This window comes from Hyphobacterium sp. CCMP332 (assembly GCF_014323565.1).
Classification (GTDB): Bacteria; Pseudomonadota; Alphaproteobacteria; order Caulobacterales; family Maricaulaceae; genus Hyphobacterium.
Window position 1 is genome coordinate 542502 of sequence record NZ_CP058669.1, and the last position, 24087, is coordinate 566588.

Sequence of the window (24087 nt, forward strand, 5' to 3'; positions counted from 1 at the left end):
GAAGTTAGCCTCGAAGGGCGAGGTGAACTAAAGCCGCTCCCCCGCCACCGCATCAATCACGGCGAGCGCATTCCACCCGGCAGCCGAAATTTCCGCCGCGATCTGGGCATTCCAGTTGGGCGAGCAGAGCAGGAAGATGCGCGCCGATACGTCTGCTGCGACATCCGGGTGCGCAATCGGGACGGCCAGGCCCGGAAAGGGCGCACCGATTTTGCTGGCGGATTTGTCCACCACCTGCACCGATGAAAAGGCCTGCGCCAGCAGCGGCGCAGCGCGCTCGGCATATTCATTCGCGCCCCAGATAAAGACCGAAGCCGTGCCAGACGGATCAGCGTCGCGCGCCAGCTTTGCCGCGCTTTCCGCCGCCGCCTGCCGCCGGGCGCGGTCGGCCATGGCTTCGGCATAGGCCGCTTTCGCCGCCGCCAGCCGCTTGGGGCCACCGGTCAGACAGGCATCGGACGCCGGACGCGGGCACTCCGCCAGCGCCCGGTCCGTCAGACGCGCCGCAATCGCCTGCCCGTAGGCCACGGTCGGCGTCGGCTGATCAGGCAGGATGTCCAGCCCGTGCTGTTCCAGCAATTCGCGCAGCGTCTCCGGCGTGAAATGCAGCAAATGCTCCACATTCAGCGAGTCCTGCGGATGCGTGGTGTAATTGGGCACTTCCAGGATCAGAACGCCGCCATCCTTCAGGAGCGCCAGCGCCGAGCGCAGCCACGCCCCGGCATCGATCACATGCTCCAGCACATAATAGGCGATCACGGCATCGGCGGACCGGGGTGTAACGGACGCGACGCCCGCTTCCAGAAAGCCTTTCTCGACCCCGGCGGCCTCGTCGGCCTCGACCGGGTCAAAGCCGAACGCGTCATAGCCGGCCTTTGACAGCTCGGCGCAGAAGGCTCCGTCATTGGCACCGATTTCGATGATCCGCCCGCCGCCGGGCACGCGCGCCGCGACAGCGGAGAGGCGCGACGCCGCATCGAAATGCAATTCCCCGCCGCGATGGCCGATATGCGCATCGCGGTAATAGTCCATCAGGAAAGCCTCATCGGGCCGTTCCAGCGCTTGCACGAAACCGCACGAGCCACACGCGACATCGACGAACACCATCTGATGATCACAAGTCCGCCCGCGCACAATGATTTCGCGCTGGCCCAGCACGTCGGGCCGGGACGCGCCGCACAGGTCGCAGGCCACAGCCTGCCAGTTGGCGCGGCGCAGGGGGCGGTCAGGCGCGGCCATCAAGGCGCGCCTTTTGTTGCTCCAGCACGTAGCGGGAGAGAGAGGGCGTATAGGTCGAGGTCAGGGCGTGTGCCGTCGCCAGATCGTTGAAGCGCAGCTGCACCGAGATCCGCACCCGGTCCGACGCATTCGGCCCGCTCTTGTGGATCAGCGACTGGTTGAAGATCAGGAGTTCGTCATATCCCACTGCAACCGGCACCAGCGACGCCTCGGGCACCGGCTCGGCGGTTTCAAACCATTCATGCCCGGCCTCATAGGGCTTGAAGGCGCGCAAGCCTCCCGCCTGACTGCCCGGCAGGATGCGCAATTCGCCCATGTCCGGCGTCATCTGGCAGAGCGGCGTCCACAGCGTCACGGCATTGGGCGAGAGCAGGGAATACCAGCTGTCCTGATGCGCGGGCGTGGCAAAGCGCTGATCCCCCGGACGGTCCAGCCGGATCAGCGGCAGCGTTCCGGCCACAGCCTCTTCCACCCCGGCGGCGGCAATTGTCTTGCGCACGAAGGGGTGATGGATCAGCGCGATCACCGGCGGCAGGGCGGGGAAGACTTCATAGAGGGCGCGGGTAACAGCATTGCCGGTCTCGGCAGCGTGAATACCATCCAGCAGCGCATCAAACCCGGCATCCTTCGGCAGCGCCGCAAACACGTCTTCAGGCAGAAGGCGGCGCGCAATGTGCAGCGCGGTGGCGTGCAGCGTGGCGCGCACCTCGTCCTTCATCGCTGCAATCGCGGGGTCGCGGATCAGCGCATAGCCGTCTGTTGCGAATGTGCCGAAGGGATCGCCGCCCGCCATGTCTAGCCTGCCAGCGACTTCAGCCGCTGTTCGATCAGCCCCTGCAGGACGCGGGCATCCATGATTTCCGGGTTATTGTCGGACGCATAGTAGAAGTCTTCATCCACCGCGCGCGCGCCATCGCCGAGATAACGCAGGCGGATTTCCGCATCCATCGCCGGCAGGATGGCATAGCGATCCTCAATCTCCACCGTCTGGCGGGCATCATCAATCGGCACCATGACTTCATGCAGCTTCTCGCCGGGGCGGATACCGACGACTTTGTGAGGCAGGTCCGGCGCGATGGATTTGGCCAGTTCGGTGATCGACATGGAGGCGATCTTCGGCACGAAGACTTCGCCGCCGCGCGCCATCTCCAGGCTGGAGAGGACGAAGTTCACGCCCTGATCCAGCGTGATCCAGAAGCGCGTCATGCGCGCATCGGTGATCGGCAATTCACTGGCACCTTCAGCGATCAGCTTCTTGAAGAAGGGCACGACCGAGCCGCGCGATCCGATGACATTGCCATAGCGGACCACGCTGAAGACCGGACCATTGCGCCCGCCCATATGCTGGGCGGCGGTGAAAATCTTGTCCGAGGCCAGCTTGGACGCGCCATAGAGATTGATCGGGCTGGCCGCCTTGTCGGTGGAGAGGGCGACAACGCGCTTCACGCCGCGCTTGATGCAGGCACGCACGACATTCTCCGCGCCCATCACATTGGTCTTGATGCATTCGAACGGATTGTATTCGGCAATCGGCACATGTTTCAGCGCGGCGGCATGCACGACAATATCGACATCGCGCATTGCCATATCCAGCCGCGATTCATCGCGCACGTCGCCGATGAAATAGCGCAGACAGGGATAGTCCTGCGGCGAAAATTCCTGCGCCATCTCGTATTGCTTCAGCTCGTCGCGCGAGAAGATAATCAGCTTTCGCGGCTTGTATTCGGCCAGAACGGTTTTCACGAAGCGCTTGCCGAACGAGCCCGTCCCGCCCGTAATCAGGATGGTCTGGCCATCCAGATTGATACGCGGGGTCTTGAAATCCCGCTTGGAAAAGAGGCTCTCAATATCGGCGGGCGGAAGGGAAGCGAGCGTGGCCATGGCAATCCTGACGAATCGATTTTCACAAGCCTTGCGGTGCGCCGGTTAACGCGCCGTTAGGCTGTCGCGCGCATCCTCAATGGTAAGGAAAAAGGGGGATCGCCATGAGTTTGGCCGTCATCGTGCAGGCACGCGCTGCCTCTTCCCGTATTCCCCTGAAATTACTGGAATCCCTGGGCGAACGCAGCGCGCTCCTTCGCTGTATGGATCGTTGCCGCGAAATTGACGGCGCCGAACTGGTCATCGCCGCGGTTGCCGACGGCCCCGGAGATGATGAAATCGCCGAAGAAGCCAGTGATGCCGGCTATATGGTCACGCGTGGCCCGGAGGAGGATGTCCTCGCCCGCATGGCCGCCGCCGCCAGGGATTCCGGCGCGGAGACGATTTTGCGCGTCGAAGGCCATCATCCCTTCATTGATCCGCAAATCTGCCATCGCGTCGTCCAGTTGCTTGATGACACTCATGCCGATTTTGCCTGTAATGACATGCCCTTGCGCTTCCCCAACGGGCTCCAGTGCGAGGCCTTTCCGGTCCACCTCCTGCATGAGGCGGAACGCAATGCGACAAAGCCCTTTGATCGCCAGTCGGTAACGGGCTGGATCCGCACCCATCCGCGCATCCGCCGCGTCGCACTGACCGGGCCGGGCCAGGGCCTGGAAAATCTGCGCTGGACGCTGGAAGAACCGGAAGACTTGGATTTCTGCGCCGCCGTTTATGCCGAGCTGGGGGATCGCGCCGCCAGCATCGGTGCCGCCGAACTCGCCGCCCTCTGCCTGCGCCGCCCGGATATTGCGGGCCTGAATGCGGGTCTCAACGCCGCCGTTCCGGTCATTGGGACGCCGGAATTTGCAACGCCCCCGATGGCGTTTCGTGTGGCTGCTTAGTTTCAAGCCACTTTCGCTATCCCTCTGCAAATTATGATTGTTCTGCGCGTGGCGCTTGTTGGGTGGCCGCGTTGCGCTAACGTTTTGGCGTCAAATATGGATTGACGTAAATGGGGGTGTTCATGAAATACGCAATTATGGCGGCAGCACTGTCTGTCGGATTTCTCGGCGCGGCAGTGGCCGACGAGGTCTGGACAGATGAATTCGGCAATCAGGTCATCTATCAGAGCCAAATCGGATCGACGGCTGTTTTTACCGGCCCGGAAGGCGAAACCTATTTCATCGAGAATCTGGCCGGCAACTTTTCCGATCGCCGTGGAGATTTCGCAGGATTCTGGTTGGTGATGCCGCAGGATGCCGGTGAAGAGCAGTATGATTGCGCCTCAACGCGCATCGCACCAGATGGCCGTTCCTCTACCTATTGGGGTCCGGTCTCGATCCGGTTTGACCGTCCTGCTTTTCCGACGGGATTCACGATGACGCGCGGATATTGTGCAGACCTGACGAGCGATTATGCAAGCGAGCTCGTCGGCACCACCTATGACGTCAGCTATTCACCTGTGACGGCGGGCGGCGCGGAAACAGCCGACGCCTGCAATGGCAACAGCGTTTTTCCGATAGTCGGTGAGTTCGTCTTCGAGCCCGGCCGGCGTTACCCGTCACCGTGCGGCGACCATTACCTGACCTTCCAGACAGATGGAAATCTGGTTGTATATACAAGCGCCGGTCAGCCCATCTGGGCACTGAATTCCCGGACCAATCGCTGGGGGCAAAACCGATACGCGGTGTTCCAGAGTGACGGCAATCTCGCGACCTATACGGGCCGTGGACGCGGCTTTATCTGGTCGGCTCGGAACGTCGCATCGCCAGCGGGCTCACAGCTGCATCTGACAGAAGACGGCGAGCTGCAAATCATCGCCCCGAACGGCACGGTTCTTCTGAACGGTGGCCGCGGATAATTTCCGCCGTACCCGGGAGCCGACCATAAACGGAGCCCCTTTCTGATAGCAGGAAGGGGCTATTCTATTGTCCGAAAACCTTTCCATTCACCAATAAAATAAACGAAATCCCAATGTCTGGGGCGCACTCTGGAAGGTCAGTAGTCCGGAGCACCGTTCGGTGGACATTTCGCCCTTTGATTTCTCTGCCCTGACCGGGTGGTATCAGGCCAAGAACGCGACGCGTCTTGCCAACCTGACACCGCGCGCATCGGGAGCAAGTGCGGGCGAAGCCAACCCGGCGGCGCGTCAGGGCGCGGGCGTTCTGCCGCCCTGGGATGTGCGCGGCGAGATCACCGGTCTCGACGAGGTCAGCCGCAAGGTTCTGGCCAGCGGTAATTTCTTCGACTCGAAGCTGTCCGAGTTTTCCGGCACCGATGCCTCGACCGACATCAAATCCCTCTTTGCCATGCATCAGGGGCTGCGCCGCCTTTATGCGCTGGCCAATGAGGCGGCCGACAAGACCACGATTGACAGCCGCCGCAGCTTCCTGGACCGGCGCTTCAATGAGGGCCTGGGCCAGCTCGACAGCTTCTTTCAGGATATCGACCTGCAGGGCGTCAGCGTCCTGAAAGGCGAGGAATTGTCCAAGGCGGAATCCAGCGTCGCCGTCAAGCGCGGCCTGTCGGAATACACAACCGGCATTCTCCATTCCGGTGATTTTGATGCCGAGGTTGCAACCCTGACCGGCGATGTACAGTTCACCGTGTCTGTGAAGAAGTCCGGCGTCACCACCGCGATCAATATCGATCTCGCCGATATGGGCGCAACCGTGCGCAATCTCGACAATATCGCTGCCCACATCAATTCAGAGCTGGAAGCGGCGGAGATGATCTCCCGCTTCGAGCGCGTGAAGATCGGCGAGAAGGACGAGAACGGCATCGTCCCCGGCAATAATTTCGGCTTCAAGATCTCCGGCGCCTCGACCGAAGTGCTCACCTTCTCAGCCGCCAGCGCCAGCCCGGCCATCTATATTGCGGGCAATTCCGGCCTCGGCGATAGCGCCGCCGGTCAGGTGGTGAAGCTGACCGACATTGCCTCGGGCACGCCGACATCGGAATTTTCCCGCCGCCTGGAAGCGGGCGCGGACGAGCTCACCACCGTCGATGATGACGGCAAGGAAAAGACCACGACCGAAGCCAATCCGCTGGAAATTTCCGCCACCGCGCTGGGCCAGGATGGCGCGCTCTATGTGCTGGGCAAGACCAGCGCCGGCATTGAGGGCCGCATCGTCAAGGGCGAGAGCGATCTTGTCCTGCAGAAGATCGATTCCACCGGCAAGACGGTCTGGACCCGCACACTCGGGGCCGCCGACGAGGCCGCCGGGGCCAGCCTGACCGTGGATGCCAATGGCGATATCGTGGTTGCGGGCTCGGTGCAGGGCGCGCTGGGCGAGACAACCGATATCGGCGGCACGGACAGCTTCGTCGCCAAATTCGACGCCGCCGGTGTGGAGCAATGGCTGCAACGCTTTGGCGGCACGGGCAATGACCGGCCCGCCGCCGTCACCGTCGCCGACGATGGCCGCATCTTTGTCGCCGGACAGGCCGCAACTGCCTTTGGCGGCGAAGGCCATCAGGGCGGGGCCAATGACGGCTATGTCCGCGCCTTCAACGCTGATGGCACGCTCGATTTCACCCGCCGCATCGGCGCCTCCGGTGATGAGCGCGCCGAGGCCGTGGCCATCGCCTCCGATGGCGGCCTGCTGGTCGCGTCAAACGAGGATGGCCGCGCCATTCTGCGCAAGTATGACAGTGCGGACAGCAATTCCGCCGCGCTCTGGGAAGTCGATCTCGGCGATATGGAAGATGGCGCGATTGGCGGCCTGACCGTCGATGGCGATGACATCTATTTTGCCGGTTCCGCCGGTGCGGGCTTTGCGCCCAGCGCGCCCCTGACCGCCCATTCCGGCGGCCGCGATGCCGTCGTCGTCAAGCTGACCGATGGCGCTACGCCGACCACGCAATGGACGCAATTTGTCGGCTCCGATGCCGATGACAGCGCCTCGTCCATCCAGATCTCCGGCGGCAAGGTCTATATCGCCGGCAAGACAACCGGCGAGCTCTCCGGGGCGACACAGAACGGCACGCGCAATTCCTTTGCCGCTTCCATTGACGCGGCGACCGGCACCACCGATTTCGCCACCCAGATCTCCGGGCGCGGCGGGGTGTCGGCGGCGACCGGCATCGCGATTGATCCCGATGGCGACAGCATTCTCGATGATCTCGGCCTGCCTTCGGGCACGCTCGCCTATGCCGATACGCGCGTTGTCACCGACCGCACCTCGGTGCGCGATGGCGACTTCTTCTACCTCTCCGTCGATGGCGGACGGCGCAAGAAAATCACCATCGATGCTGACGATTCCATGCGCTCCCTGACCTTCAAGATCAACGCCGCGCTGGTGCTCGATGGCTCCGGCGATGTCGGCCGCACCAAGGCCGGCGATATCCTGCGCATCACGCCCAAGCCGAATGTGACGATCGAGCTCTTTGCCGGCTCCGAAGGCCGCGACGCGCTCGCCGGGCTCGGCCTGAAACCGGGCGCGGTGACGGGCAAGGAAAGCTTCCTCGATCGCGACAAGACCTCTGCCGCGCCGAAAGTCTTCGCGCTGGAGCTTTCCGCTGACTTCTCCCTCGCCAACAGGGAGCGCGCGAAAGTGGCCTCCAAGGCGCTGGAAGATGCCATGAATATCGTCCAGCGCGCCTATCGCGACCTGACCACGCCGCAAGCGCTGAAAGACCTGCTGAACGGTGAAGGCAAGGGCAATAAGGGCGGCAGTGTACCCGCCTACCTCTCCGCCCAGATCGCCAACTATTCCGCCGGTCTCGCCCGCCTGCAAAGCGGCGGCCCGGCGGGCGGCGGGTTTTTCTGATCGAATTTTCACTCCACCTCATCCTGAGGTGCGAACGGAGTGAGCCTCGAAGGAGGCTTCCAGATCGTGCGTGGTTCGAGGCTGCCTGCGGCAGCACCTCACCATGAGGTGAGTTGAGTTTAAGCCCGCTGGTTCACCGCGATCGATGGCGATGACGGGCGGCGCGCGCCGGGACCGTATCCCGCATCCTGATCCTTCAGGCGTCCGGCTTCATCGGCGACGGCGCGGACAATGCCTTCGGTTAAAACCCGCAGCGCCTCGACCGCGCGGCCATTGGCTTCCAGCGCGGAGGTAAAGCGCACCGTTACCTCTTTCAGCTGACGTCTGGCAGCTTCGGGCGCGCCCTCCAGCCGGTCGGGCTGTTGCTTCACGGCGGCAATCTCGCGCCGGTAGATGGTCGCAAGCTTGGACTTCTCATCCTGGAAGGATTGCGTTTCCAGCGGACGCCGGGCTTCGAACAGCGCGGTCTCCTGCTCGATCAGCCCGGTCAGGCGCGTGGTCAGGAGGATCAGCGCCTCGGCGCGTTCGGCAGGGGAGTTGGCGGCCAGAAGGCTCATGACATCGTCTCCTGATAGCGCAGGATTTCAGCGGTCAGATTATCCGACAGGCCGAGCCCGCCCGTACCCGCCATGACGCGGGCATATTCTTCATGCAGGAGGCCGGCAAAGGCGTTCTCGCCCGCACCGCCGGTGAATTCATTGTTCTCGCCCACGCCCTTGAACATGGCTTCCACCATTTGCGACAGGAAGAAGGCTTCAAAGTCTTCGGCAACCTGCCGGGCTTCGGCCTCGTTCTCGACACGGCGCAGCGTCGGCTCGCGGCCGGACGACGCTCCGGAGAGCGCTTGCGACAATTGCATGTCGGGAGAGAGGAGGTTGTCCATGCCTAGAGCACCTCGATCTCGGCCTGCAGCGCGCCGGAGGCGGCAATCGCCTGCAATATCGCGATCATGTCGCGCGGAGAGACGCCGAGCGCATTGAGGCCATCGACGAGATCCGACAGCGAGACGCCATCATCGAGCACGCCCAGCTGGCTCATATCCTCCTCGACGGAGACATTGGTGCGCGGCAGGACGACCGTCTCGCCATCGGAGAAGGGCGCCGGCTGGCTGGCGACCGGGCTTTCGGTAACAGAGATGGTCAGATTGCCCTGTGCAATCGCCACGGTGGAGACGCGCACATTCTCGCCCATGACAATGGTGCCGGTGGCTTCATCGATGATGACACGGGCGGGCAGATCCGGCTCGACGCGCAGGAGCTCGATCTCGGCCAGCAGGGCGACCATATCGCCTTCAAAGAAGTCCGGGCGGGTCAGAACGACCGTCGCCGGGTCCGATGCGCGGGCCGCTTCCGTGCCGAGATAATTGTTGATGGCGACGGCCGTGCGGCGCGCCGTGGTGAAATCCGGATTGCGCAGGGCAAGGCGGATGGCTGAGCGCCCGGCCAGATCAAATTGCATCTCCCGCTCGATCAGCGCGCCATTGGCAATGCGCCCGGCGGTGGGTACGCCGCGGGTGACGGCGGCACCATCGCCCTGGGCGGAGAAGCCACCGACGGCGAGCTGTCCCTGACCGACGGCATAGACCTGTCCGTCCGCCCCGATCAACGGCGTCGCGATCAGCGTCCCGCCCTGCAAACTGCCGGCATCGCCGATGGCGGAGACGGTGATATCCACCCGCGTGCCCTGCGTGCCGAACGGCGGCAGATGGGCGGTGACGATGACGGCGGCGGTATTGCGGGTATTCAGCGTCGCATCGCGCGTATTGACGTCGAAGCGCTCCAGCATGGCGGAGAGGGATTGCCGGGTGAAGGCGGCATTGCGCAGGCTGTCGCCCGTACCGTCCAGCCCGACCACCAGGCCATAGCCGACCAGCTGGTTGTCGCGGACGCCTTCCACGTCGGCAATATCCTTGATGCGGGAATTGGCGTGCGCCGGTGCATTCAGCACCAGACAGCCGATCACGAAGGTGAAGACAGCGAAGAAAAATGTGGCGCGGCGCATTATCGGGGTTCTCCCCTTGTTGTTCCTGCACACGACGGTGCGAATTCCGTGCCAATAAGCGGCGTGCATAACCATCTGATAAATATGGAAAAACAAAGCTGAACCCGAACGGCATCATAGGCAGAAAGCGCGAACCCGGCAGGATTTGCCGCGCACAATCACAGCCTTAAAAGCTTGTTAAGGCGAAGCAGCGGACTCTGCGTCCGTCATCAGTGACAGGTTTGAGGCACGTCGATCCATGAAGGTAACCGGACCCAATTCCGCATCCGCCGTATCATCGTCGAAGCGCCGCTCCGGCGCGGGCGGGGAGGGCTTCTCCGTCGAGACACCGTCCGGCGGATCTGCGGGCGTGGCCGCCACCAGCGGGGCCTCGGCATTGACCTCGGTCGATGCCATCCTGGCGCTGCAATCGGTCGGCGATTTCACCGAAGCGAAAAGACAAGCCACCGAGCGCGCCTTCACCCTGCTGGACGTGCTCGATGATCTCAAACTCTCGCTGCTGGAAGGCGGCATTCCGCGCGCCCGGCTGGTCGCCCTGATGGACGCCCTGCAATCGCGCCGCGAATCAACCAATGACAACCGTCTGGAGGCGATGCTGGACGAGGTCGAGACGCGCGCCGCAGTCGAGCTCGCCAAGCTCGAACGCTAACACGCGGATTACGCTTCGTTTTTAACACGAATTTGTGACGGCAATTTCCCCCGCCGGAACAGCATTGCCGCGTTGACTCACAAGGCCTCCTGAGTAGATTGCGCCGCGCCTGTCGAGGGGCGAAAAAACCTATCGGAGTAAGCGTTATGGCGAAGACTAAAAACGCCTCGGTCTCTGAAATCGAACTTCCGGCCGATTATGTGCCATCCCCGAAAGAGCCCTTCATGAATGCGCGTCAGGTGGAATATTTCCGCCGCAAGCTGAATGCGTGGAAGGACGAAATCATCCGCGAGAGCAAGACCACGCTCGATGCGCTGCAGGAAGATGTCGGCGCCATGCCGGATGTCGCCGATCGCGCCTCGACGGAAACCGACCGCTCTCTGGAACTGCGCGCCCGCGACCGCCAGCGCAAGCTGATCTCGAAAATCGACTCGGCCCTGCGCCGCATCGAAGACGGCACCTACGGCTATTGCGAAGAAACCGGCGAACCCATCAGCCTGAAACGCCTCGATGCCCGCCCCGTCGCCACCCTCTCGCTGGAAGCCCAGGAACGCCATGAGCGGTCTGAACGGGTGCATCGGGAGGATTGAGCAATTTTCCGTCCCTTGATTACGCACGGCCCTTTATGGCCGATGCCTTGAATTATTTGGAAGCGGCTGAACGCCTCTGGCAAGCCACCGGCGAATTTTCTCAACTATTTCAACCCATTGGCATGCTTCTCAATCACTCGGTCGAGCTGAGTGTGAAATCCTATTGTTTGTTTTGTGGGTATTCGGTCGACCGCCTTCGAGAAGAATTTGGGCACGATTTATTTCGCCTATATGAGTCAGCCATGGAAAATGACTTGGGCCGATGGCTAGAGGTGAGTCCGAACGATTCGGCACAGCTAAAACATTGGAATGAAGCGAACATTAGAAAGCACGGACGTTTTCCACGGCGATACGCGGAATTTGGCGAGCACCCCGGAAATGATAAGTATATCAGGGGACTTGCAAGACGCATGTTGGAAGCCTGTTTCCGAAAAAGTGTTGGCGACCCAAACGAAGTGGTCAATCTGGGCCTGACCGATTTTCCAGTTCGCTAATTTCTCTCGTCCTTCCACCTTACCATGAGTTGGTTGGGGCGGAATTATCTGCGTGCTTCGAGGCTTCCCTTCGGGAAGACACCTCAGCATGAGGTGGGTTATGGACGCCATCTTACGTTCCCGCCGTTTATCCCACCCTCTCACCTCATCCTGAGGTGCGAACTCAGTGAGCCTCGAAGGAGGCTTCCAGCGCTTTGCGTGGTTCGAGGCCCGGCTGCGCCGGGCACCTCACCATGAGGTAGGGGAGCGGATGCTCTGCGTGCTTCGAGGCTTCCCTTCGGGAAGACACCTCAGCATGAGGTGGGTTTATGGACGCCATCTTACGTTCCCGCTGTTTATCCCACCCTCTCACCTCATCCTGAGGTGCGAACGCAGTGAGCCTCGAAGGAGGCTTCCAGCGCTTTGCGTGGTTCGAGGCCCGGCTGACGCCGGGCACCTCACCATGAGGTAGGGGAGCGGAATGATCTGCGTGCTTCGAGGCTGCCTGCGGCAGCACCTCACCATGAGGTCGTTATTTGCTTGGGACATCGCCGCCGCGCCGCTTTGACAACTGTTTCAGGCCGTTCCAGTCGCCCGCAATGAACGCCTCTTTCTTGGCCCGGCTCCAGCCCTTGATTTGACGCTCAAAAGCCACCGCGTCAGCCAACTGAAAGGACCAGTCCGCCCAGACCAGTTCGACCGGCCGCCGGGAGGCTGTATAGCCGCCATAGGTGCCGGCCTGGTGTTCGGCCACGCGTTGCTCCACGCCATCGCCGCGATGCGTGCCCGTGTAATAGGAGCCATCGGCGCAGCGGAGAATATAGACCCAGATCATTTTGGGTGGCTGGCGCATGGGGGGATGATACCGCAATCCCTGCGTGCTTAGAGGGTTTTCTTCGAAAACCGCCTCAGCATGAGATAAGTTTATGAATGCTATTCGAAATCCCACCCTCTCACCTCATCCTGAGGTGCGAGCGCAGCGAGCCTCGAAGGAGGGCTCCAGAAGCCACCCTCAAAACAAAAAATAACCCCTGCCGTTAAAAACGGCAGGGGCCAAGGTGCGCCACTGGGTGGTGGAGGTTTGCTCTGGCCTTAGAAGGGCCAGAGAATGTCGTAGATTTCCTGGCCCAGGCGCGGGCGCTGGACGTCGGAGATATGGCCGCGGCCGCCATAGGAGATGCGCGCTTCGGCGATCTGGGTGTGGCGGATGGTATTGTCCGAGGCGATGTCCTGCGGGCGGACCACGCCGGAGACGAGGAGCTCGCGGATCTCGTTATTGATGCGCACTTCCTGCCGCCCGGCGATGGCGAGATTACCATTCGGCATGCGCCCGGTGACCACGGCCGCGATGGACAGGTTGATCGTTTCCTGCCGGGTGACCGCGCCATTGCCGCTGTGCGAGCCGGACGAGCCGAAACTGGTCAGCGAGGCCGGGTCGACCGCATCATTGAAGAATTGCGACAGCGCCGCTTCGCCGCCGAGGAAATTGGTCAGATTGCTGTCTTCCGAGGCCGTGCGCGCCCGGTTGGTCGAGTTCTGCACATTGGCATTGTCGGAGATATTGATGTTCACCGTCAGGATGTCACCCGGAGAGGCCGCGCGCGGATCACCGAAGAAGGTCTGGCGGCCGGGCGTCCACAAGGAGTTGGTGGGCGAGGCGTCATAACTGGCCGGAATGGCCCCGGCATTGGCGCCATAACCGCTGCCATATTGCGAGGCAGGGGGCGGCGGATAGCCACCCTGAGCGCCCTGTCCGTTCTGGCCGCCGCCGGAAGTTTGTCCGCCTTGCGTAGCGGGGGCGTTATACTGGTAGGCCGGATTGGCGTTGCCGCTGGTGGCATAGAGCGCCGGGTTTTCAATCGGCGTCAGTTGGGGCGTGGAGCCGACTTCGGCGAGCCGGTCGGCGGTCGCACAGGCCGTCAGGGCGAGCGCGGCGGAGAAGACGAGAATTTTACGGATCATGGCAATTTTCCCAGGGCTGTTGATTTTATTCGTTTTCTTGGTCTTGGGCGTCGCAGTTGTAGTAGTTGTAGTAGTTGTAGTAGGAGACAAAACGCCGAAAATTGTAGGAGACTCCAATTTACCGTCAGGACGGTCCGGCGGTGACAACACGGGCGCGGCCCGGGCCTTCCACCATCGCGTCAATCGTGCGGTTGGACTGCAAGTTCACGAAGCGGGCGATTTCATCCGAGCCGGCATCTTCCAGCGCCCGCGCCCGCGCAGTCAGCGTCAATCCCGGAACGGTGAACACCAGATTCACGATATCACCGCGCGCCACCACGACCGGCGCTTGCAGATCATAGGCCCGCAAGGGCTCACCGGGACGAAGCGCCCGGCGGGCTTCCTGTCCGACCATGTGGTCCGGATCCATCAGCGCATCGGCGCGCACCCGGTCGGCGCGAACCGGCATCCAGTCGATATCGCCGTCATCAATAATCTGCCCGGCGGGAATGGCCCGCGCCAGCACCGGCACATCCATCGTCGCATAGGCCCGGCCCGACAGGCGCATCGGCGCCGCGCCATCATAGGCAATCAACTCGGCCTGGAACACGCCGGTGCGGTTGGAAAAGTCCAGCCGGGCAAGGTCCGGCAGACCGCCGGCATCGGTCGGCATGTGGATATTGCCCACGCCGGTCAGCTGGATCTCGTATTCATACCCGTCTCGCATATTCAGCTCGGCGGAAATCATTTCGGCGACCAGACCGGCATCGATCATCCGGCTGGCGCGCTCGATGGTGACGCGGCGCAGCTGGTTGGGATTGGCCCAGGCGAGGCCGTTATTGCGCGCCTGCTGACGCACATAGTCGGGATCCAGCGACGTACTGCGGCCCGGCTCCGGCGCACGGGCGATGACCACGCTGGCGGCGTCTCCGGTGACATCGAAGAGATCGCCCAGCGTGACGATATCGGCTTCGACGCGGATATCGCTGCGCAGCAATACGGCGTCGTCGGCGAAGGCCGTGGCGATGATTTGCGGCGGCGGGGCGAAGATAAAGACGAGGGCGAGAAGAATACGTTTCATGGCTCAATCCTCAGCGAAGGTTGGAGCTGGCAGCCAGCATCTCGTCAGACGCCGAGATCACCCGCGCATTCATCTCGTAGGCCCGCTGGGCCTGGATGAGTGCCGTGATTTCGGAGACCGCATTGACGTTCGACGATTCAACAAAGCCCTGCCGGACCACGCCGAACCCGGTCGAACCCGGCGTTCCGCTGGTGGCAGCCCCCGACGCGGCCGTCTCGGTGAAGAGATTGTCGCCGCGCGCTTCCAGACCCGCCTCGTTGAAGAAGTTGGACAATTCCAGCTGGCCGACAATCTGCGGGGTCGGGTCGCCATCAATGATGGCCTGCACCTGTCCCTGCTGGTTGATCGCCACATCGCGTGTACCTTGCGGAATGGCAATGCCGGGCGCGACGGTATAGCCGTCCGTGGTCACGATCTGCCCGTCCGGGCTGATGGCGAAATTGCCGGCGCGGGTATAGGCATCCTCGCCCGATGGCAGCTGGATGCGGAAATAGCCGCGGCCATTGATGGCCAGGTCATAGCGATTGCCGGTCTGGTTCAGACTGCCCTGCTCGGTGATGCGGTAGACCGAGGCGGCCTGCACACCGAGCCCGACCTGAACCCCGGTCGGCACGATGGTGCCTGCGTCGGACGAGGAAGCCCCCATCCGCTCGACATTCTGGTAGATCAGGTCCTGAAATTCGGCCCGCTGCCGCTGGAAAGCGGTGGTGTTCATGTTGGCGATGTTGTTCGAGATGACCTCGACATTCATCTGCTGGGCCTGCATGCCCGTTGCGGCGGTGGTGAGTGAGCGCATGGTGATACTCCCCTTAGACGCGGCCGAGGCGTTCGATCGCCTTCCGGCTCAATTCCTCGCCTTGCGAGATGAAACGTGAAACGGATTCGTAAGCCCGCATGGTCTCGATCATGCGGGTCAGCTCCAGAATGGGCTGGACATTCGAGCTTTCGACATAGCCCTGACGGATCTGGAATTCGTTGGCGATATCGGCTGGTGCCTCTTCGGACGCGGCATAACGTCCGGACCCGGTCTTCTCCAGCGCGCCCAGATTTTCAAAGCGGTAGACACCCAGGCGGGCAATCTCGGTATTGTTCTGAACCAGCGCGCCGTCTTCTGAGATCATCACCGTGCCCAGCGCCGGATCGACCGCAATGGGCAGACCCAGATCATCCAGCACCAGCGCGCCATCGGACGCTGCCAGCTGGCCATTATTGTCGATACGAAAGCGGCCATCGCGGGTGTAGAGCGCATCGCCATTGGCGGTCTCGACCTGAAAGAAGCCGTCACCCTCCAGGGCGACATCGAACGGGCGGCCGGTAAATTCCAGCGTTCCCATGCGAAAGTCGCGGCCGACGCCCCAGGCGTCGACATATTGAAGATCGTCCGGCCCGTCCTGCGAGGTGGCCGTCGGTGCAGCTTCATTGCGAAGCAAAAGGCTTTCGACGTGAAATCCGGGCGTGTTGGCATTCGCGATATTGTTCGCGGTGATATCCATTTCGCGGCGCAGCGTAAGCTGTCGCGAAAGCCCTATCATCAGAGCATTGTCCATGGCGCGTTCCGTCCGTTCTGGATCGATATGTTTCAGCACCGTCTTCCGCAGTGCTTGCCAAACGCATTGCAGACGATGTGCCATAGTTAATATCGCTATATTTCAGTGATTTATGATCTGGGCGCGTCCGGCAACACGCGCGTTCCCGGCAGATTGCTGCCCAGCAACCGGCAGGAATTGCCGGGTGAGGGGCAATTGCAAACGCCTCGTTAACCGGACCGGGCCTTAATCGTCTGGTGATTCCAAGAATCGGAGCCGGACAATGGCGGACGAAAACGAAGAGATCGAAGAAGGCGCCGACGGCGAGGAGGCTGAAGGCGGCAAGAAGAAGCCCGGGATAATGAAACTGGCGCTGTTTATCGGCTTGCCGGTTCTCATTCTTGTGCTCGGCGGTGCGGCCGCTTTCCTGCTGCTCTCGGGCGGTGGTGATGACGCGGATCAGCTTGCCGAGGCGGGCGAGCATGGCGAAGCCACGGATGATCACGGCGGTGGAGGTAGTCACGGAAGCGGTTCCGGAGCTGATCTTGCCGTGGCGACATTACCGGATCTGATTGTATCGATCACGGATGCAAACGGGCGCAACTCCCTTCTGACGCTCCAGCTCAGCTTCGAGACGCCGGATGAGCACCTGCTGGAAAGCCTGGTCGAGGAAGACGGAGAAACATTGACCGCCGACGGGCGCCGCCTTGTTGATCTGTATATGGGTTTTTTGCGGGAGTTGCGGCCTGACGATCTGTCCGGGAGCGCGGGTTACCAACGCATACGCATGGAATTGTTGAGGCGTGCCCAACTCGTGCTGGGTGAGGAGCGCGTTTCCGCCGTGCTCATTACAAACGTATTGATCGTTTAGGATTGTCCATGGCTGATGCCGCAGAAAAAGAAGCGCCCGAAGCCGAAGACGCCGAGGCTGCCGCCGGAGATGATCTCTCCGAAGAATGGCAGTCCATGGTCGGTGAAGACGGCAATGAGGGCCATGCCGGCGGCGCGCCGGAGCGCATTCTCAATCAGGACGAAATCGATAGCCTGTTGGGCTTTTCGATGTCTGATGACGACGACGGCGACAAGTCCGGTATTCGAGCCATCATCAATTCTGCATTGGTTTCGTATGAACGCCTGCCAATGCTGGAAATTGTCTTCGACCGCCTGGTCCGGTTGATGACAACCAGCCTGCGCAATTTTACGTCGGACAATGTCGAGGTCAGCCTCGATAACATTTCATCCATGCGGTTCGGCGATTATCTCAACTCCATTCCGCTACCGGCCATCCTGTCAGTGTTCCGCGCCAAGCAGCTGGATAATTACGGCCTGCTCACGGTCGATTCCAACCTGATCTATTCGATCGTTGACGTGCTGCTCGGCGGTCGTCGCGGCAATTCGGCCATGCGGATTGAGGGTCGGCCCTATACCACGATTGAGCGCACGCTGGTGCAGCGCATGATCGAAGTGGTTCTACAGGACGCCAAATCGGCGTTCGAACCGCTGACCGAAGTGGATTTCGCACTCGAGCGGATCGAGACCAATCCGCGCTTCGCCGCGATTGCGCGCCCGGCCAATGCGGCCATTCTGGTGAAACTGCGCGTCGACATGGAAGACCGGGGCGGGCGGATCGAGCTGCTTTTGCCATACGCCACCCTGGAGCCCATCCGCAAAATGCTGCTTCAGCAATTCATGGGCGAGAAGTTTGGCCGCGACAATATCTGGGAAAGCCACCTCGCTACCGAGCTCTGGTCCACGCAGATGGAAGTTTCTGCCGTACTGGATGAAATACGCATGCCGTTGGGCAAGGTCATGGAGATGAAGGTGGGTGACACTTTCCTTCTGGACGCCTCGTCTGACAGCGCCATTGAACTGAAATGCGGAAACGTTGCGCTCACCCGCGGACGCATGGGACGGCTCGGCTACAACGTCGCTGTCCGGCTTGATGGTCCTCTGACATCCCGCGCCAAAAAAGCATTGTTGAGAAAAGCATGACCCTTGCCACGCTCGTCTTTGAGGGCGCTGTTGCGCTCCTCGTTCTGATCGCCGCTGTAATGTTATGGCGCGTAGATGCCCGCCTTCGGGCCTTGCGCTCCGGACAGGACGGAATCCGGGCCTCCATCATCGCACTGGATGAAGCTTCTGAACGCGCCCGTGCGAGCCTGGCCGGCCTTCAGCGTGCGGCCCGTGAAAGCGGGGAAACGCTCGAACAGAATGTGCGCAAGGCGCAGGGCCTGTCTGACGAGCTCCGTCTTCTGGTGGAAGCCGGCGACCGCCAGGTCGACGGTATCGCGTCGCGCCCGCGCCGCAAGACGATTGCCGAGCATTTCCCCGAAGGCGGCCGCAAAACCATCTATTCTGACCTCAAGGATGTTCGCTAGCCATGCGCCCGGTCCGTCTCCTCGCTACCGCTGCCGTCCTTGCTGGCGGATTATTCGTTCTGAAAGCGCTCGAAGTGGGCGTGGGTGCGGCGGACGCATTGGCGACGTGGAATCTGTCGGATGAGGCTGACAACGCAGCGCCAGAAGACGTTGTTGAAGACACCAATGAAGCCGTATCGCCTTTGCCCGAAAATTCGATAGGCGAGCAAACATGTGCGCCCGTGCAGCCGTCCGCCGATCAGTCGGCCCTGTTTGCCGCGCGCGTCGGGCTCAGCCCCTCACAGCGCGATTTGCTGACGTCGTTGAGCGATCGCCGCAATGAGCTGGACGGCCGCGCGCGTGAGCTCGACACGCGTGAGCAATTGCTGGAAGCCGCCGAGATCCGTATCGACGAACGCATCACCGAATTGCGCACCTTGCGCGATGACATTGAAACACTGCTGGGATCATTGTCCGAAGCCGAAGAAGCAGAAATGATCCGGCTCGTGGCAATTTATAACCAGATGGAACCGGACGCTGCCGCTGAACGTATCGCGGCGCTGGATCCGCAAACCCAGGTGCAGATCATATCTCGCATGACGGCCCGGCAAGCTGGTCCAATAATGGCTGAAATGAATGTGCGGGATGCCGCCAGTCTCACGGCACTGATCGCATCGCGGCGCGACGTGCCAGATACCGCAGCTGAGTTGGAGGCGCGGATTGGCACTGAGGGCTAGCCTCCTTTCCTGCCTGACCGGTATCGCGGTCTGCGCGTCGGCCTATGCGGCCGAACCGGTGACGTTCTCGGCAGAGCGCACCAATGGCGTTTCGCGTATTCTGCTGACCTACCCGGACGCGTTTGCCGATGAACGCCCGGATGCCGAGGCTGAAATCCTTGGCGGGCAGGTGCTGGTGGTTCGTTTGACCGATGCCATCGAGGGCAATGCCGGCGAAATTACCTCCCGCCTGGGAGATCTGGTGGCTTTGGCGCGTATCGACCCGGACGGGAATGCGCTGAGGCTTGCTCTGCGAAATGGAGCCGTCACGCCTCAGATTTCGTCGTCCTACAATCTCATCGCCATTGATCTTGTACCATCCGGAGCGTCGCCCTTGCCGCGCATTATTTCACCGCGCGAACAGGCCGAAATAGACGCCGCTGCCGCCGCTGCTGCTGCGCCGCCACCGCCCCCACCGCCGGCTTTGGATGTCGCGGTTTCATTCGGGCAGGCTGCTGAATATACCCGTATCGAGCTCGTCTGGCCCGAGGTCGTTGACTACGAACTTGTGCAGGACAGCAATATCGCAACCGTGACGTTTTCCGCGCCTGCCGCAATGGATCTGGTCGATATCAGAGCGGCCGGGCCACGGCTTCTGCAAGACATTACCGGAGAGCGTCGAGACACGGACTATCGGCTGGCCCTGACCCTGGACGAGGGCGCGAGTGCGCGCATCTGGGATGAGGGCGAACGGATTGTGATCGACCTGCTGGCAGACGGGGTCAGCAATCCGACAGACGTGCTGGCGGCCCTGACGGCGCTGGCCGACGCACAGAATGCGACCGAAACGACGCCGCCCGAAGAAGAGGTCGCGCCTGCGTCAACGACCTTGGCCGAAGCCGGGATGGAAGAAGCGGAGATCGAACCGGGTCAGCCTGTTCCAGTGCCGGAAGTCGACGAGGATCATCTCAATTACGTCCCGGCTGTCCAGTCCGACCCGGTCCCCGCCAGCGGTATTGTGCAGGCCGAGGTCAGCGAGGCTGATGGCGAACTGACAGCCATCTTCGAGTGGGCAGCCCCTGTCGGAGCGTCCGTTTTCCGGCGCGGTTCCGCCGTCTGGATCGTATTTGATGCACAGGCCGAGTTGAACCTTGAAGAAATGGCGCACGGTTCAAGGGGCCATGTGATTGGCTTTACAACTGTGCAGGGGCAGGGATTTACCGCCGCCCGGATCGTCGTGCCGGAATCGACTCAGGCCGCCGTCTTCAATGATGGCCCGGTCTGGCGGGTGGTCTTGGCCGAGCGGATCGCATCGCCGCCACGCCCGATATCGGTGGAACGCGATGCGCGGCGCGGCACATCCGCCCGCATACTCGTTCAACTGGATGGGCTGGGACAAACGCTGTGGGTCGACGACCCAACGGTCGGGGACTCACTGGCGGTCATCACCGCGAGCGGACAAATTCAGGGCGCGCCATCGCGTCGTGATTTCGTCGGCATGGCTCTTCTGCCATCCAGCCAGGGTGCCGCAATGGAAATTACCGCGGATGATGTCGTCATGACGCGCCAGGGCGATGTCGTTGTGTTTGCACGCCCGGAAGGTCTGGCACTATCGCCGACTTCTGACAGCATTCTGGCGTCAGGCCGCCGCAGCCTCGATTCTCCTTCATTTATGGATTTTGAACGCTGGCAGCGTGGGGGCCGGTTCTGGCCGACCTATACAGAACTCTACGGACAGGCGGCTCGCGGCACGACGTCCGACCGCATTACGCTGGCGCGATACATGCTCGCAAATGGCCTCGCCGCGGAAACCCTGGGCGTTATTGACGTCGCAATTGATCGCGATCCTGCCATGCAGGGTAATGCCCACGCTTTGGCATTGGTGGGCGTCGCCAGCCTCATGATGGGCCGCGTGGAAGATGCGCGGCTGGCGTTCAATGCGCCTGAAATTCGCAATGATCCGGGCGCGACACCCTGGCAGGCCCTCATCGCAGCGGAACGCGAAGAGTGGGAAGAGGCCAGTCGCCGCTTTGCTGCTTCGCGTGAGGTCCTCTTTGATTATTCGCCGGAGTGGCGCGCCCGTTTCCGGATCATGCATGCCGAGACAGCGCTGGAGCTGAACGATTTTGCAACGGCAACCGAATTGCTGCGTCAGTTGGATAGCGACAATCCGGGACCGGAAATGGCCGCCCGGTCGGCTTTGCTGGAAGCCCGGCTTGCGGCGGTTTCGGGCAATACGGCGATGGCGTTGGGTCGTCTCGACACGCTGTCGACATCGCGCTTTCCGGAAATCCAGGCGCTCGCCCAACTCGAACTCTACAAGATACGCATTGAAAACGAGCTGATCTCTGCTGCAGAGGCCGTTGAAGGCCTGGAAATGCTTCGTCTGCGCTGGCGCGGGGACACCACCGAGCTGGAAACCATGAATCTTCTGGCTCAGCTGTATATACGCGAAGGCCAATACAGCGAAGGTCTGGAATTGATGCAGAATGCGCGCGCGCAATTCCCGGAGACCCGCGCGGCTCGCCGCACAGGTCAGGAGATGAGCCGCATTTTCAATGACCTCTTCCTCGACGGCGCAGCTGACCGGATGGATCCGATCGAAGCCGTCGCGCTATTCTATGAGCACTCCTACATGACGCCGATTGGCACCAACGGAGATCGCATGATCCGGCGTCTTGCCGATCGCCTCGTGGCATTTGATTTGCTGGAGCCGGCCGCTCAATTGCTGGCGCACCAGGTCAATGAGCGCTTGCGTGAACCGGCGGCACGGGCCCGCGTCGGAACCGACCTTGCAGTCATCTACCTGATGGATCACCGCCCGGCCGAGGCATTGACCGTGATCCGCTCCACGCGCGTTGCAGGCCTGCCCTCGGAGCTCGTCGCAGAGCGCCGCATTCTGGAGGCCCGCTCGCTCTCCGAGCTGGGTCGTCATGAACATGCACTGGAGCTCATCGAGCGGGATACCAGCGAGGAAGCCCGGCGCTTGCGCGCCGACATCGCCTGGGCGCAGCGAAACTGGCCGGATGCGGGCCGCCGCATAGAGGCCGCGCTGGGCAACCGCTGGAGCAATCCGGACCCTCTGACGATTGACGAGCAGGCCGATGTGCTGCGCGCCGCCATCGCCTATAATCTGGCCGAAGACCGGGGCTCGATTGACCGCCTGACAACGCGCTATGGTGCGCAAATGGCGGTCACGGATCAGGCAGAGGCCTTTGATGTCCTGACCAGCGACACCGCTGTCAGCGGTGATGTCCGCATTGGCGATCTGGCCCGCCAGATTGCGGGCGTGGATACGCTGGATGCCTTTATGGGCCGCTTCCGCGATCGTTTTTCGGAAGATAATGATCCCGCCTAACCAGGCGGTGTGACGGTCGCAAAACTCTGCACAAGACTTCCCGCGACGAGTCGCCAGCCATCCACAAGCACAAAGAAAATCAGCTTGAACGGCAGGGAAATCACAATGGGCGGCAGCATCATCATGCCCATCGACATCAGGATGGACGCGACCACCAGATCAATGATCAGAAACGGGATGAAAAGCAGGAAGCCGATTTCAAAGGCCCGCCGCAATTCCGAAATCATGAAGGCCGGTGCCACGACGTGAAACGGCGTTTCCTCGGCGCTGGCGGGTGGATCGCCTTCCATGAAACCAATGAAGAGGCCCAGATCATCCTCGCGTGTGTGGGCGAGCATGAAGGTCTTCACCGGCGCGCTGGATTGATCAAACGCTTCGGTCAGCTCGATTTCACCGTCCAGCAGAGGACGAATGCCTTGCTCGTAGGATTCGCTGAATACCGGTGCCATGATGAAGCCGGTCAGGAAAATCGCCAGCGAGATCAGAACCGCATTCGGTGGGCTCTGCTGAAGGCCGACAGCCGTCCGCAAAAGTGACAGGACAACGACGATCCGCACAAAGGAGGTCGTCATGATGACGATGGACGGGGCCAGCGACAGGACTGTGAGCAGCGCCATCAATTGCAGGACGCGTTCGGTCAGCGTGCCTTCATCGCCGAGGTCCAGGGATATGCCCGGCCCGCCCGGCGCGGCGGCCCAGACGCTGCCGGTGATCAACAGAAAGCCACCGACCAAAGCGAGCAGTCCCGCCCAGCGCTTGAAACTCATGGCGTCGGCCTTTCATCATGGGGCAGGAGGGTTTCGCCGGATGCGCCCAGCAGGACCGCCTGCTCCTTGCCATCGATTTCGATGATGACAATGCGGCGGCGCGGATCGAGCACGAGCGATTCAATCACCTTCATGCGGCGCTCTCTTTTGACACCGGGAACCTGACCGCGCGACAGGCCGACAATGAAACTGGCCAGCCAGCCTTGCCGTGCCCCCAGTGCGAGCAGGCCCAAAAGGCCCAGCACCACCGCCAGCGCAGCGATGTATCGGGTGAAGTCAAGAACATCCACGGTGGGCAATTCCTTCCTGTTTAACGCGGCGTTAAGCGACGCACTCCAGCTTCACACTCAACAGACCGGAGTAGTGATATGAGTCTGGATAACGCGCCAACACTGGCAATCTTGCGTGAGTCGATGGCTTTTCACAGTCAGCGGCATGATTTGCTGACGCAGAACATCGCGAACGCCAATACGCCCGGCTATACGCCGCAGGATTTGTCTGAAGCCGATTTCCATCGAACGCTGCAGCAACAGCTGCGCAATTCCGCCAGCATGTCTGCCGGAAGCCGCACCTATAGCGCGCAGGACCGCCCCGACAGCCAGACCACAGTGAACGGAAATTCCGTCATTCTGGAAGAGCAGATGGTGCGGGCTCAGGAAAACCGCATGCAATATGAAACCGCGCTGACGCTTTATCAGAAAAGCCTTGGCCTGATGCGCATGGCAGCGCGTCCGGTCGGCGGTTAGGAGATCGA

At 61.6% G+C, this 24087-nt stretch carries 25 protein-coding genes; 12 read left to right on the forward strand and 13 right to left on the reverse strand.

Features of this window, described 5'->3' with window-relative positions:
* Positions 1-27: 27 nt before the first annotated feature.
* The 3 genes from HXX25_RS02795 to pseB are packed head-to-tail and all read right to left on the reverse strand — an operon-like array spanning position 28 to position 3120.
* The gene (locus HXX25_RS02795; protein WP_187167008.1) at positions 28-1239 is read right to left on the reverse strand and encodes a class I SAM-dependent methyltransferase; all 1212 of its coding nucleotides are present in this window, start codon (positions 1237-1239) and stop codon (positions 28-30) included.
* On the reverse strand, positions 1226-2032 hold the full coding sequence (locus HXX25_RS02800) for a phytanoyl-CoA dioxygenase family protein (protein WP_187167009.1): 807 nt from the start codon (positions 2030-2032) through the stop codon (positions 1226-1228). Before HXX25_RS02800 ends, HXX25_RS02795 begins: the two co-directional genes overlap by 14 nt.
* 2 nt (positions 2033-2034) lie before the next feature.
* On the reverse strand, positions 2035-3120 hold the full coding sequence (gene pseB / locus HXX25_RS02805) for a UDP-N-acetylglucosamine 4,6-dehydratase (inverting) (protein WP_187167010.1): 1086 nt from the start codon (positions 3118-3120) through the stop codon (positions 2035-2037).
* 104 nt (positions 3121-3224) lie between these two features.
* Here pseB and HXX25_RS02810 point away from each other — a divergent pair, with 104 nt between their 5' ends.
* The 3 genes from HXX25_RS02810 (at position 3225) to HXX25_RS02820 (ending at position 7874) form a co-directional block, all read left to right on the forward strand.
* Complete coding sequence (locus HXX25_RS02810; RefSeq protein WP_187167011.1) at positions 3225-4004, forward strand: cytidylyltransferase domain-containing protein; 780 nt, start codon at positions 3225-3227, stop codon at positions 4002-4004.
* 122 nt (positions 4005-4126) lie between these two features.
* Positions 4127-4963: a hypothetical protein gene (locus tag HXX25_RS02815; RefSeq protein WP_187167012.1), complete on the forward strand. Its 837-nt coding sequence runs from the start codon at positions 4127-4129 to the stop codon at positions 4961-4963.
* A gap of 160 nt (positions 4964-5123) precedes the next feature.
* A complete protein-coding gene (locus HXX25_RS02820; protein WP_187167013.1) occupies positions 5124-7874 on the forward strand; it encodes a hypothetical protein in 2751 nt (916 codons plus the stop codon).
* Positions 7875-7993: 119 nt separating this feature from the next.
* Here HXX25_RS02820 and HXX25_RS02825 read toward each other — a convergent pair whose 3' ends face one another.
* The 3 genes from HXX25_RS02825 to HXX25_RS02835 are packed head-to-tail and all read right to left on the reverse strand — an operon-like array spanning position 7994 to position 9875.
* Complete coding sequence (locus HXX25_RS02825) at positions 7994-8431, reverse strand: flagellar basal-body protein FlbY (RefSeq protein ID WP_187167014.1); 438 nt, start codon at positions 8429-8431, stop codon at positions 7994-7996.
* A complete protein-coding gene (locus HXX25_RS02830) occupies positions 8428-8757 on the reverse strand; it encodes a rod-binding protein (protein ID WP_187167015.1) in 330 nt (109 codons plus the stop codon). Before HXX25_RS02830 ends, HXX25_RS02825 begins: the two co-directional genes overlap by 4 nt.
* Positions 8758-8759: 2 nt before the next feature.
* Positions 8760-9875, reverse strand: a complete 1116-nt coding sequence (locus tag HXX25_RS02835; RefSeq protein ID WP_187167016.1) for a flagellar basal body P-ring protein FlgI — start codon at positions 9873-9875, stop codon at positions 8760-8762.
* Between the two features lie 238 nt (positions 9876-10113).
* On the opposite strand from HXX25_RS02835, the gene HXX25_RS02840 reads away from it, so the two are divergent.
* The 3 genes from HXX25_RS02840 (at position 10114) to HXX25_RS02850 (ending at position 11608) form a co-directional block, all read left to right on the forward strand.
* Complete coding sequence (locus HXX25_RS02840; protein ID WP_187167017.1) at positions 10114-10524, forward strand: flagellar assembly protein FliX; 411 nt, start codon at positions 10114-10116, stop codon at positions 10522-10524.
* A 146-nt stretch (positions 10525-10670) separates the two neighbouring features.
* The gene (gene dksA, locus HXX25_RS02845; RefSeq protein ID WP_187167018.1) at positions 10671-11114 is read left to right on the forward strand and encodes an RNA polymerase-binding protein DksA; all 444 of its coding nucleotides are present in this window, start codon (positions 10671-10673) and stop codon (positions 11112-11114) included.
* A complete protein-coding gene (locus tag HXX25_RS02850) occupies positions 11111-11608 on the forward strand; it encodes a hypothetical protein (RefSeq protein ID WP_187167019.1) in 498 nt (165 codons plus the stop codon). Before dksA ends, HXX25_RS02850 begins: the two co-directional genes overlap by 4 nt.
* 511 nt (positions 11609-12119) lie before the next feature.
* On the opposite strand, the gene HXX25_RS02855 is transcribed toward HXX25_RS02850, so the two are convergent.
* The 5 genes from HXX25_RS02855 to flgF all read right to left on the reverse strand — a co-directional run bounded on the left by HXX25_RS02855 (position 12120) and on the right by flgF (position 16156).
* Positions 12120-12440, reverse strand: coding sequence for a GIY-YIG nuclease family protein (locus HXX25_RS02855; protein WP_233346846.1), 321 nt, complete (start codon positions 12438-12440; stop codon positions 12120-12122).
* Positions 12441-12679: 239 nt separating this feature from the next.
* Complete coding sequence (gene flgH, locus HXX25_RS02860; RefSeq protein ID WP_187167020.1) at positions 12680-13549, reverse strand: flagellar basal body L-ring protein FlgH; 870 nt, start codon at positions 13547-13549, stop codon at positions 12680-12682.
* A 124-nt stretch (positions 13550-13673) separates the two neighbouring features.
* Positions 13674-14609, reverse strand: a complete 936-nt coding sequence (gene flgA, locus HXX25_RS02865) for a flagellar basal body P-ring formation chaperone FlgA (protein WP_187167021.1) — start codon at positions 14607-14609, stop codon at positions 13674-13676.
* Between the two features lie 10 nt (positions 14610-14619).
* Entirely contained in the window at positions 14620-15405 is a 786-nt protein-coding gene (flgG, locus tag HXX25_RS02870; RefSeq protein ID WP_187167022.1) for a flagellar basal-body rod protein FlgG, read from the reverse strand.
* 13 nt (positions 15406-15418) lie between these two features.
* Positions 15419-16156, reverse strand: a complete 738-nt coding sequence (gene flgF, locus HXX25_RS02875) for a flagellar basal-body rod protein FlgF (protein WP_187167023.1) — start codon at positions 16154-16156, stop codon at positions 15419-15421.
* A gap of 262 nt (positions 16157-16418) precedes the next feature.
* Between flgF and HXX25_RS02880 the strand changes: the two genes are divergently transcribed.
* From HXX25_RS02880 to HXX25_RS02900, 5 genes are read left to right on the forward strand one after another with little or no spacing between them, the layout of a single operon-like run.
* A complete protein-coding gene (locus HXX25_RS02880) occupies positions 16419-17006 on the forward strand; it encodes a flagellar basal body-associated FliL family protein (protein WP_187167024.1) in 588 nt (195 codons plus the stop codon).
* Between the two features lie 8 nt (positions 17007-17014).
* Positions 17015-18127, forward strand: a complete 1113-nt coding sequence (gene fliM, locus HXX25_RS02885; RefSeq protein WP_187167025.1) for a flagellar motor switch protein FliM — start codon at positions 17015-17017, stop codon at positions 18125-18127.
* Positions 18124-18513: a DUF6468 domain-containing protein gene (locus HXX25_RS02890; RefSeq protein ID WP_187167026.1), complete on the forward strand. Its 390-nt coding sequence runs from the start codon at positions 18124-18126 to the stop codon at positions 18511-18513. Before fliM ends, HXX25_RS02890 begins: the two co-directional genes overlap by 4 nt.
* A 2-nt stretch (positions 18514-18515) precedes the next feature.
* Positions 18516-19229: a MotE family protein gene (locus HXX25_RS02895; RefSeq protein ID WP_187167027.1), complete on the forward strand. Its 714-nt coding sequence runs from the start codon at positions 18516-18518 to the stop codon at positions 19227-19229.
* A complete protein-coding gene (locus tag HXX25_RS02900) occupies positions 19213-22566 on the forward strand; it encodes a hypothetical protein (protein ID WP_187167028.1) in 3354 nt (1117 codons plus the stop codon). The genes HXX25_RS02895 and HXX25_RS02900 overlap by 17 nt, the downstream gene beginning before the upstream one ends.
* Here the strand turns inward: HXX25_RS02900 and fliP are convergent.
* Positions 22563-23333: a flagellar type III secretion system pore protein FliP gene (fliP, locus tag HXX25_RS02905; protein WP_187167029.1), complete on the reverse strand. Its 771-nt coding sequence runs from the start codon at positions 23331-23333 to the stop codon at positions 22563-22565. The two genes, HXX25_RS02900 and fliP, sit on opposite strands and share 4 nt — an antisense overlap.
* Positions 23330-23623 carry a flagellar biosynthetic protein FliO gene (locus tag HXX25_RS02910; RefSeq protein WP_187167030.1) on the reverse strand — a complete coding sequence of 98 codons (294 nt, stop codon included), beginning with the start codon at positions 23621-23623 and terminating at the stop codon, positions 23330-23332. The genes fliP and HXX25_RS02910 overlap by 4 nt, the downstream gene beginning before the upstream one ends.
* Before the next feature lie 78 nt (positions 23624-23701).
* Here HXX25_RS02910 and HXX25_RS02915 point away from each other — a divergent pair, with 78 nt between their 5' ends.
* On the forward strand, positions 23702-24079 hold the full coding sequence (locus tag HXX25_RS02915) for a flagellar basal body protein (protein ID WP_187167031.1): 378 nt from the start codon (positions 23702-23704) through the stop codon (positions 24077-24079).
* Positions 24080-24087: the final 8 nt, after the last annotated feature.

Coding starts and splice junctions, on each gene's coding strand:
- HXX25_RS02800 (WP_187167009.1), bottom strand. CDS start 2,032: ATGGCGGGCGGCGATCCCTTCGGCACATTCGCAACAGACGGCTATGCG.
- HXX25_RS02890 (WP_187167026.1), top strand. CDS start 18,124: ATGACCCTTGCCACGCTCGTCTTTGAGGGCGCTGTTGCGCTCCTCGTT.
- HXX25_RS02825 (WP_187167014.1), bottom strand. CDS start 8,431: ATGAGCCTTCTGGCCGCCAACTCCCCTGCCGAACGCGCCGAGGCGCTG.
- HXX25_RS02830 (WP_187167015.1), bottom strand. CDS start 8,757: ATGGACAACCTCCTCTCTCCCGACATGCAATTGTCGCAAGCGCTCTCC.
- HXX25_RS02835 (WP_187167016.1), bottom strand. CDS start 9,875: ATGCGCCGCGCCACATTTTTCTTCGCTGTCTTCACCTTCGTGATCGGC.
- fliP (WP_187167029.1), bottom strand. CDS start 23,333: ATGAGTTTCAAGCGCTGGGCGGGACTGCTCGCTTTGGTCGGTGGCTTT.
- flgA (WP_187167021.1), bottom strand. CDS start 14,609: ATGAAACGTATTCTTCTCGCCCTCGTCTTTATCTTCGCCCCGCCGCCG.
- pseB (WP_187167010.1), bottom strand. CDS start 3,120: ATGGCCACGCTCGCTTCCCTTCCGCCCGCCGATATTGAGAGCCTCTTT.
- flgG (WP_187167022.1), bottom strand. CDS start 15,405: ATGCGCTCACTCACCACCGCCGCAACGGGCATGCAGGCCCAGCAGATG.
- HXX25_RS02895 (WP_187167027.1), top strand. CDS start 18,516: ATGCGCCCGGTCCGTCTCCTCGCTACCGCTGCCGTCCTTGCTGGCGGA.
- HXX25_RS02855 (WP_233346846.1), bottom strand. CDS start 12,440: ATGCGCCAGCCACCCAAAATGATCTGGGTCTATATTCTCCGCTGCGCC.
- flgF (WP_187167023.1), bottom strand. CDS start 16,156: ATGGACAATGCTCTGATGATAGGGCTTTCGCGACAGCTTACGCTGCGC.
- fliM (WP_187167025.1), top strand. CDS start 17,015: ATGGCTGATGCCGCAGAAAAAGAAGCGCCCGAAGCCGAAGACGCCGAG.
- HXX25_RS02815 (WP_187167012.1), top strand. CDS start 4,127: ATGAAATACGCAATTATGGCGGCAGCACTGTCTGTCGGATTTCTCGGC.
- HXX25_RS02810 (WP_187167011.1), top strand. CDS start 3,225: ATGAGTTTGGCCGTCATCGTGCAGGCACGCGCTGCCTCTTCCCGTATT.
- dksA (WP_187167018.1), top strand. CDS start 10,671: ATGGCGAAGACTAAAAACGCCTCGGTCTCTGAAATCGAACTTCCGGCC.
- HXX25_RS02840 (WP_187167017.1), top strand. CDS start 10,114: ATGAAGGTAACCGGACCCAATTCCGCATCCGCCGTATCATCGTCGAAG.
- flgH (WP_187167020.1), bottom strand. CDS start 13,549: ATGATCCGTAAAATTCTCGTCTTCTCCGCCGCGCTCGCCCTGACGGCC.
- HXX25_RS02880 (WP_187167024.1), top strand. CDS start 16,419: ATGGCGGACGAAAACGAAGAGATCGAAGAAGGCGCCGACGGCGAGGAG.
- HXX25_RS02795 (WP_187167008.1), bottom strand. CDS start 1,239: ATGGCCGCGCCTGACCGCCCCCTGCGCCGCGCCAACTGGCAGGCTGTG.
- HXX25_RS02915 (WP_187167031.1), top strand. CDS start 23,702: ATGAGTCTGGATAACGCGCCAACACTGGCAATCTTGCGTGAGTCGATG.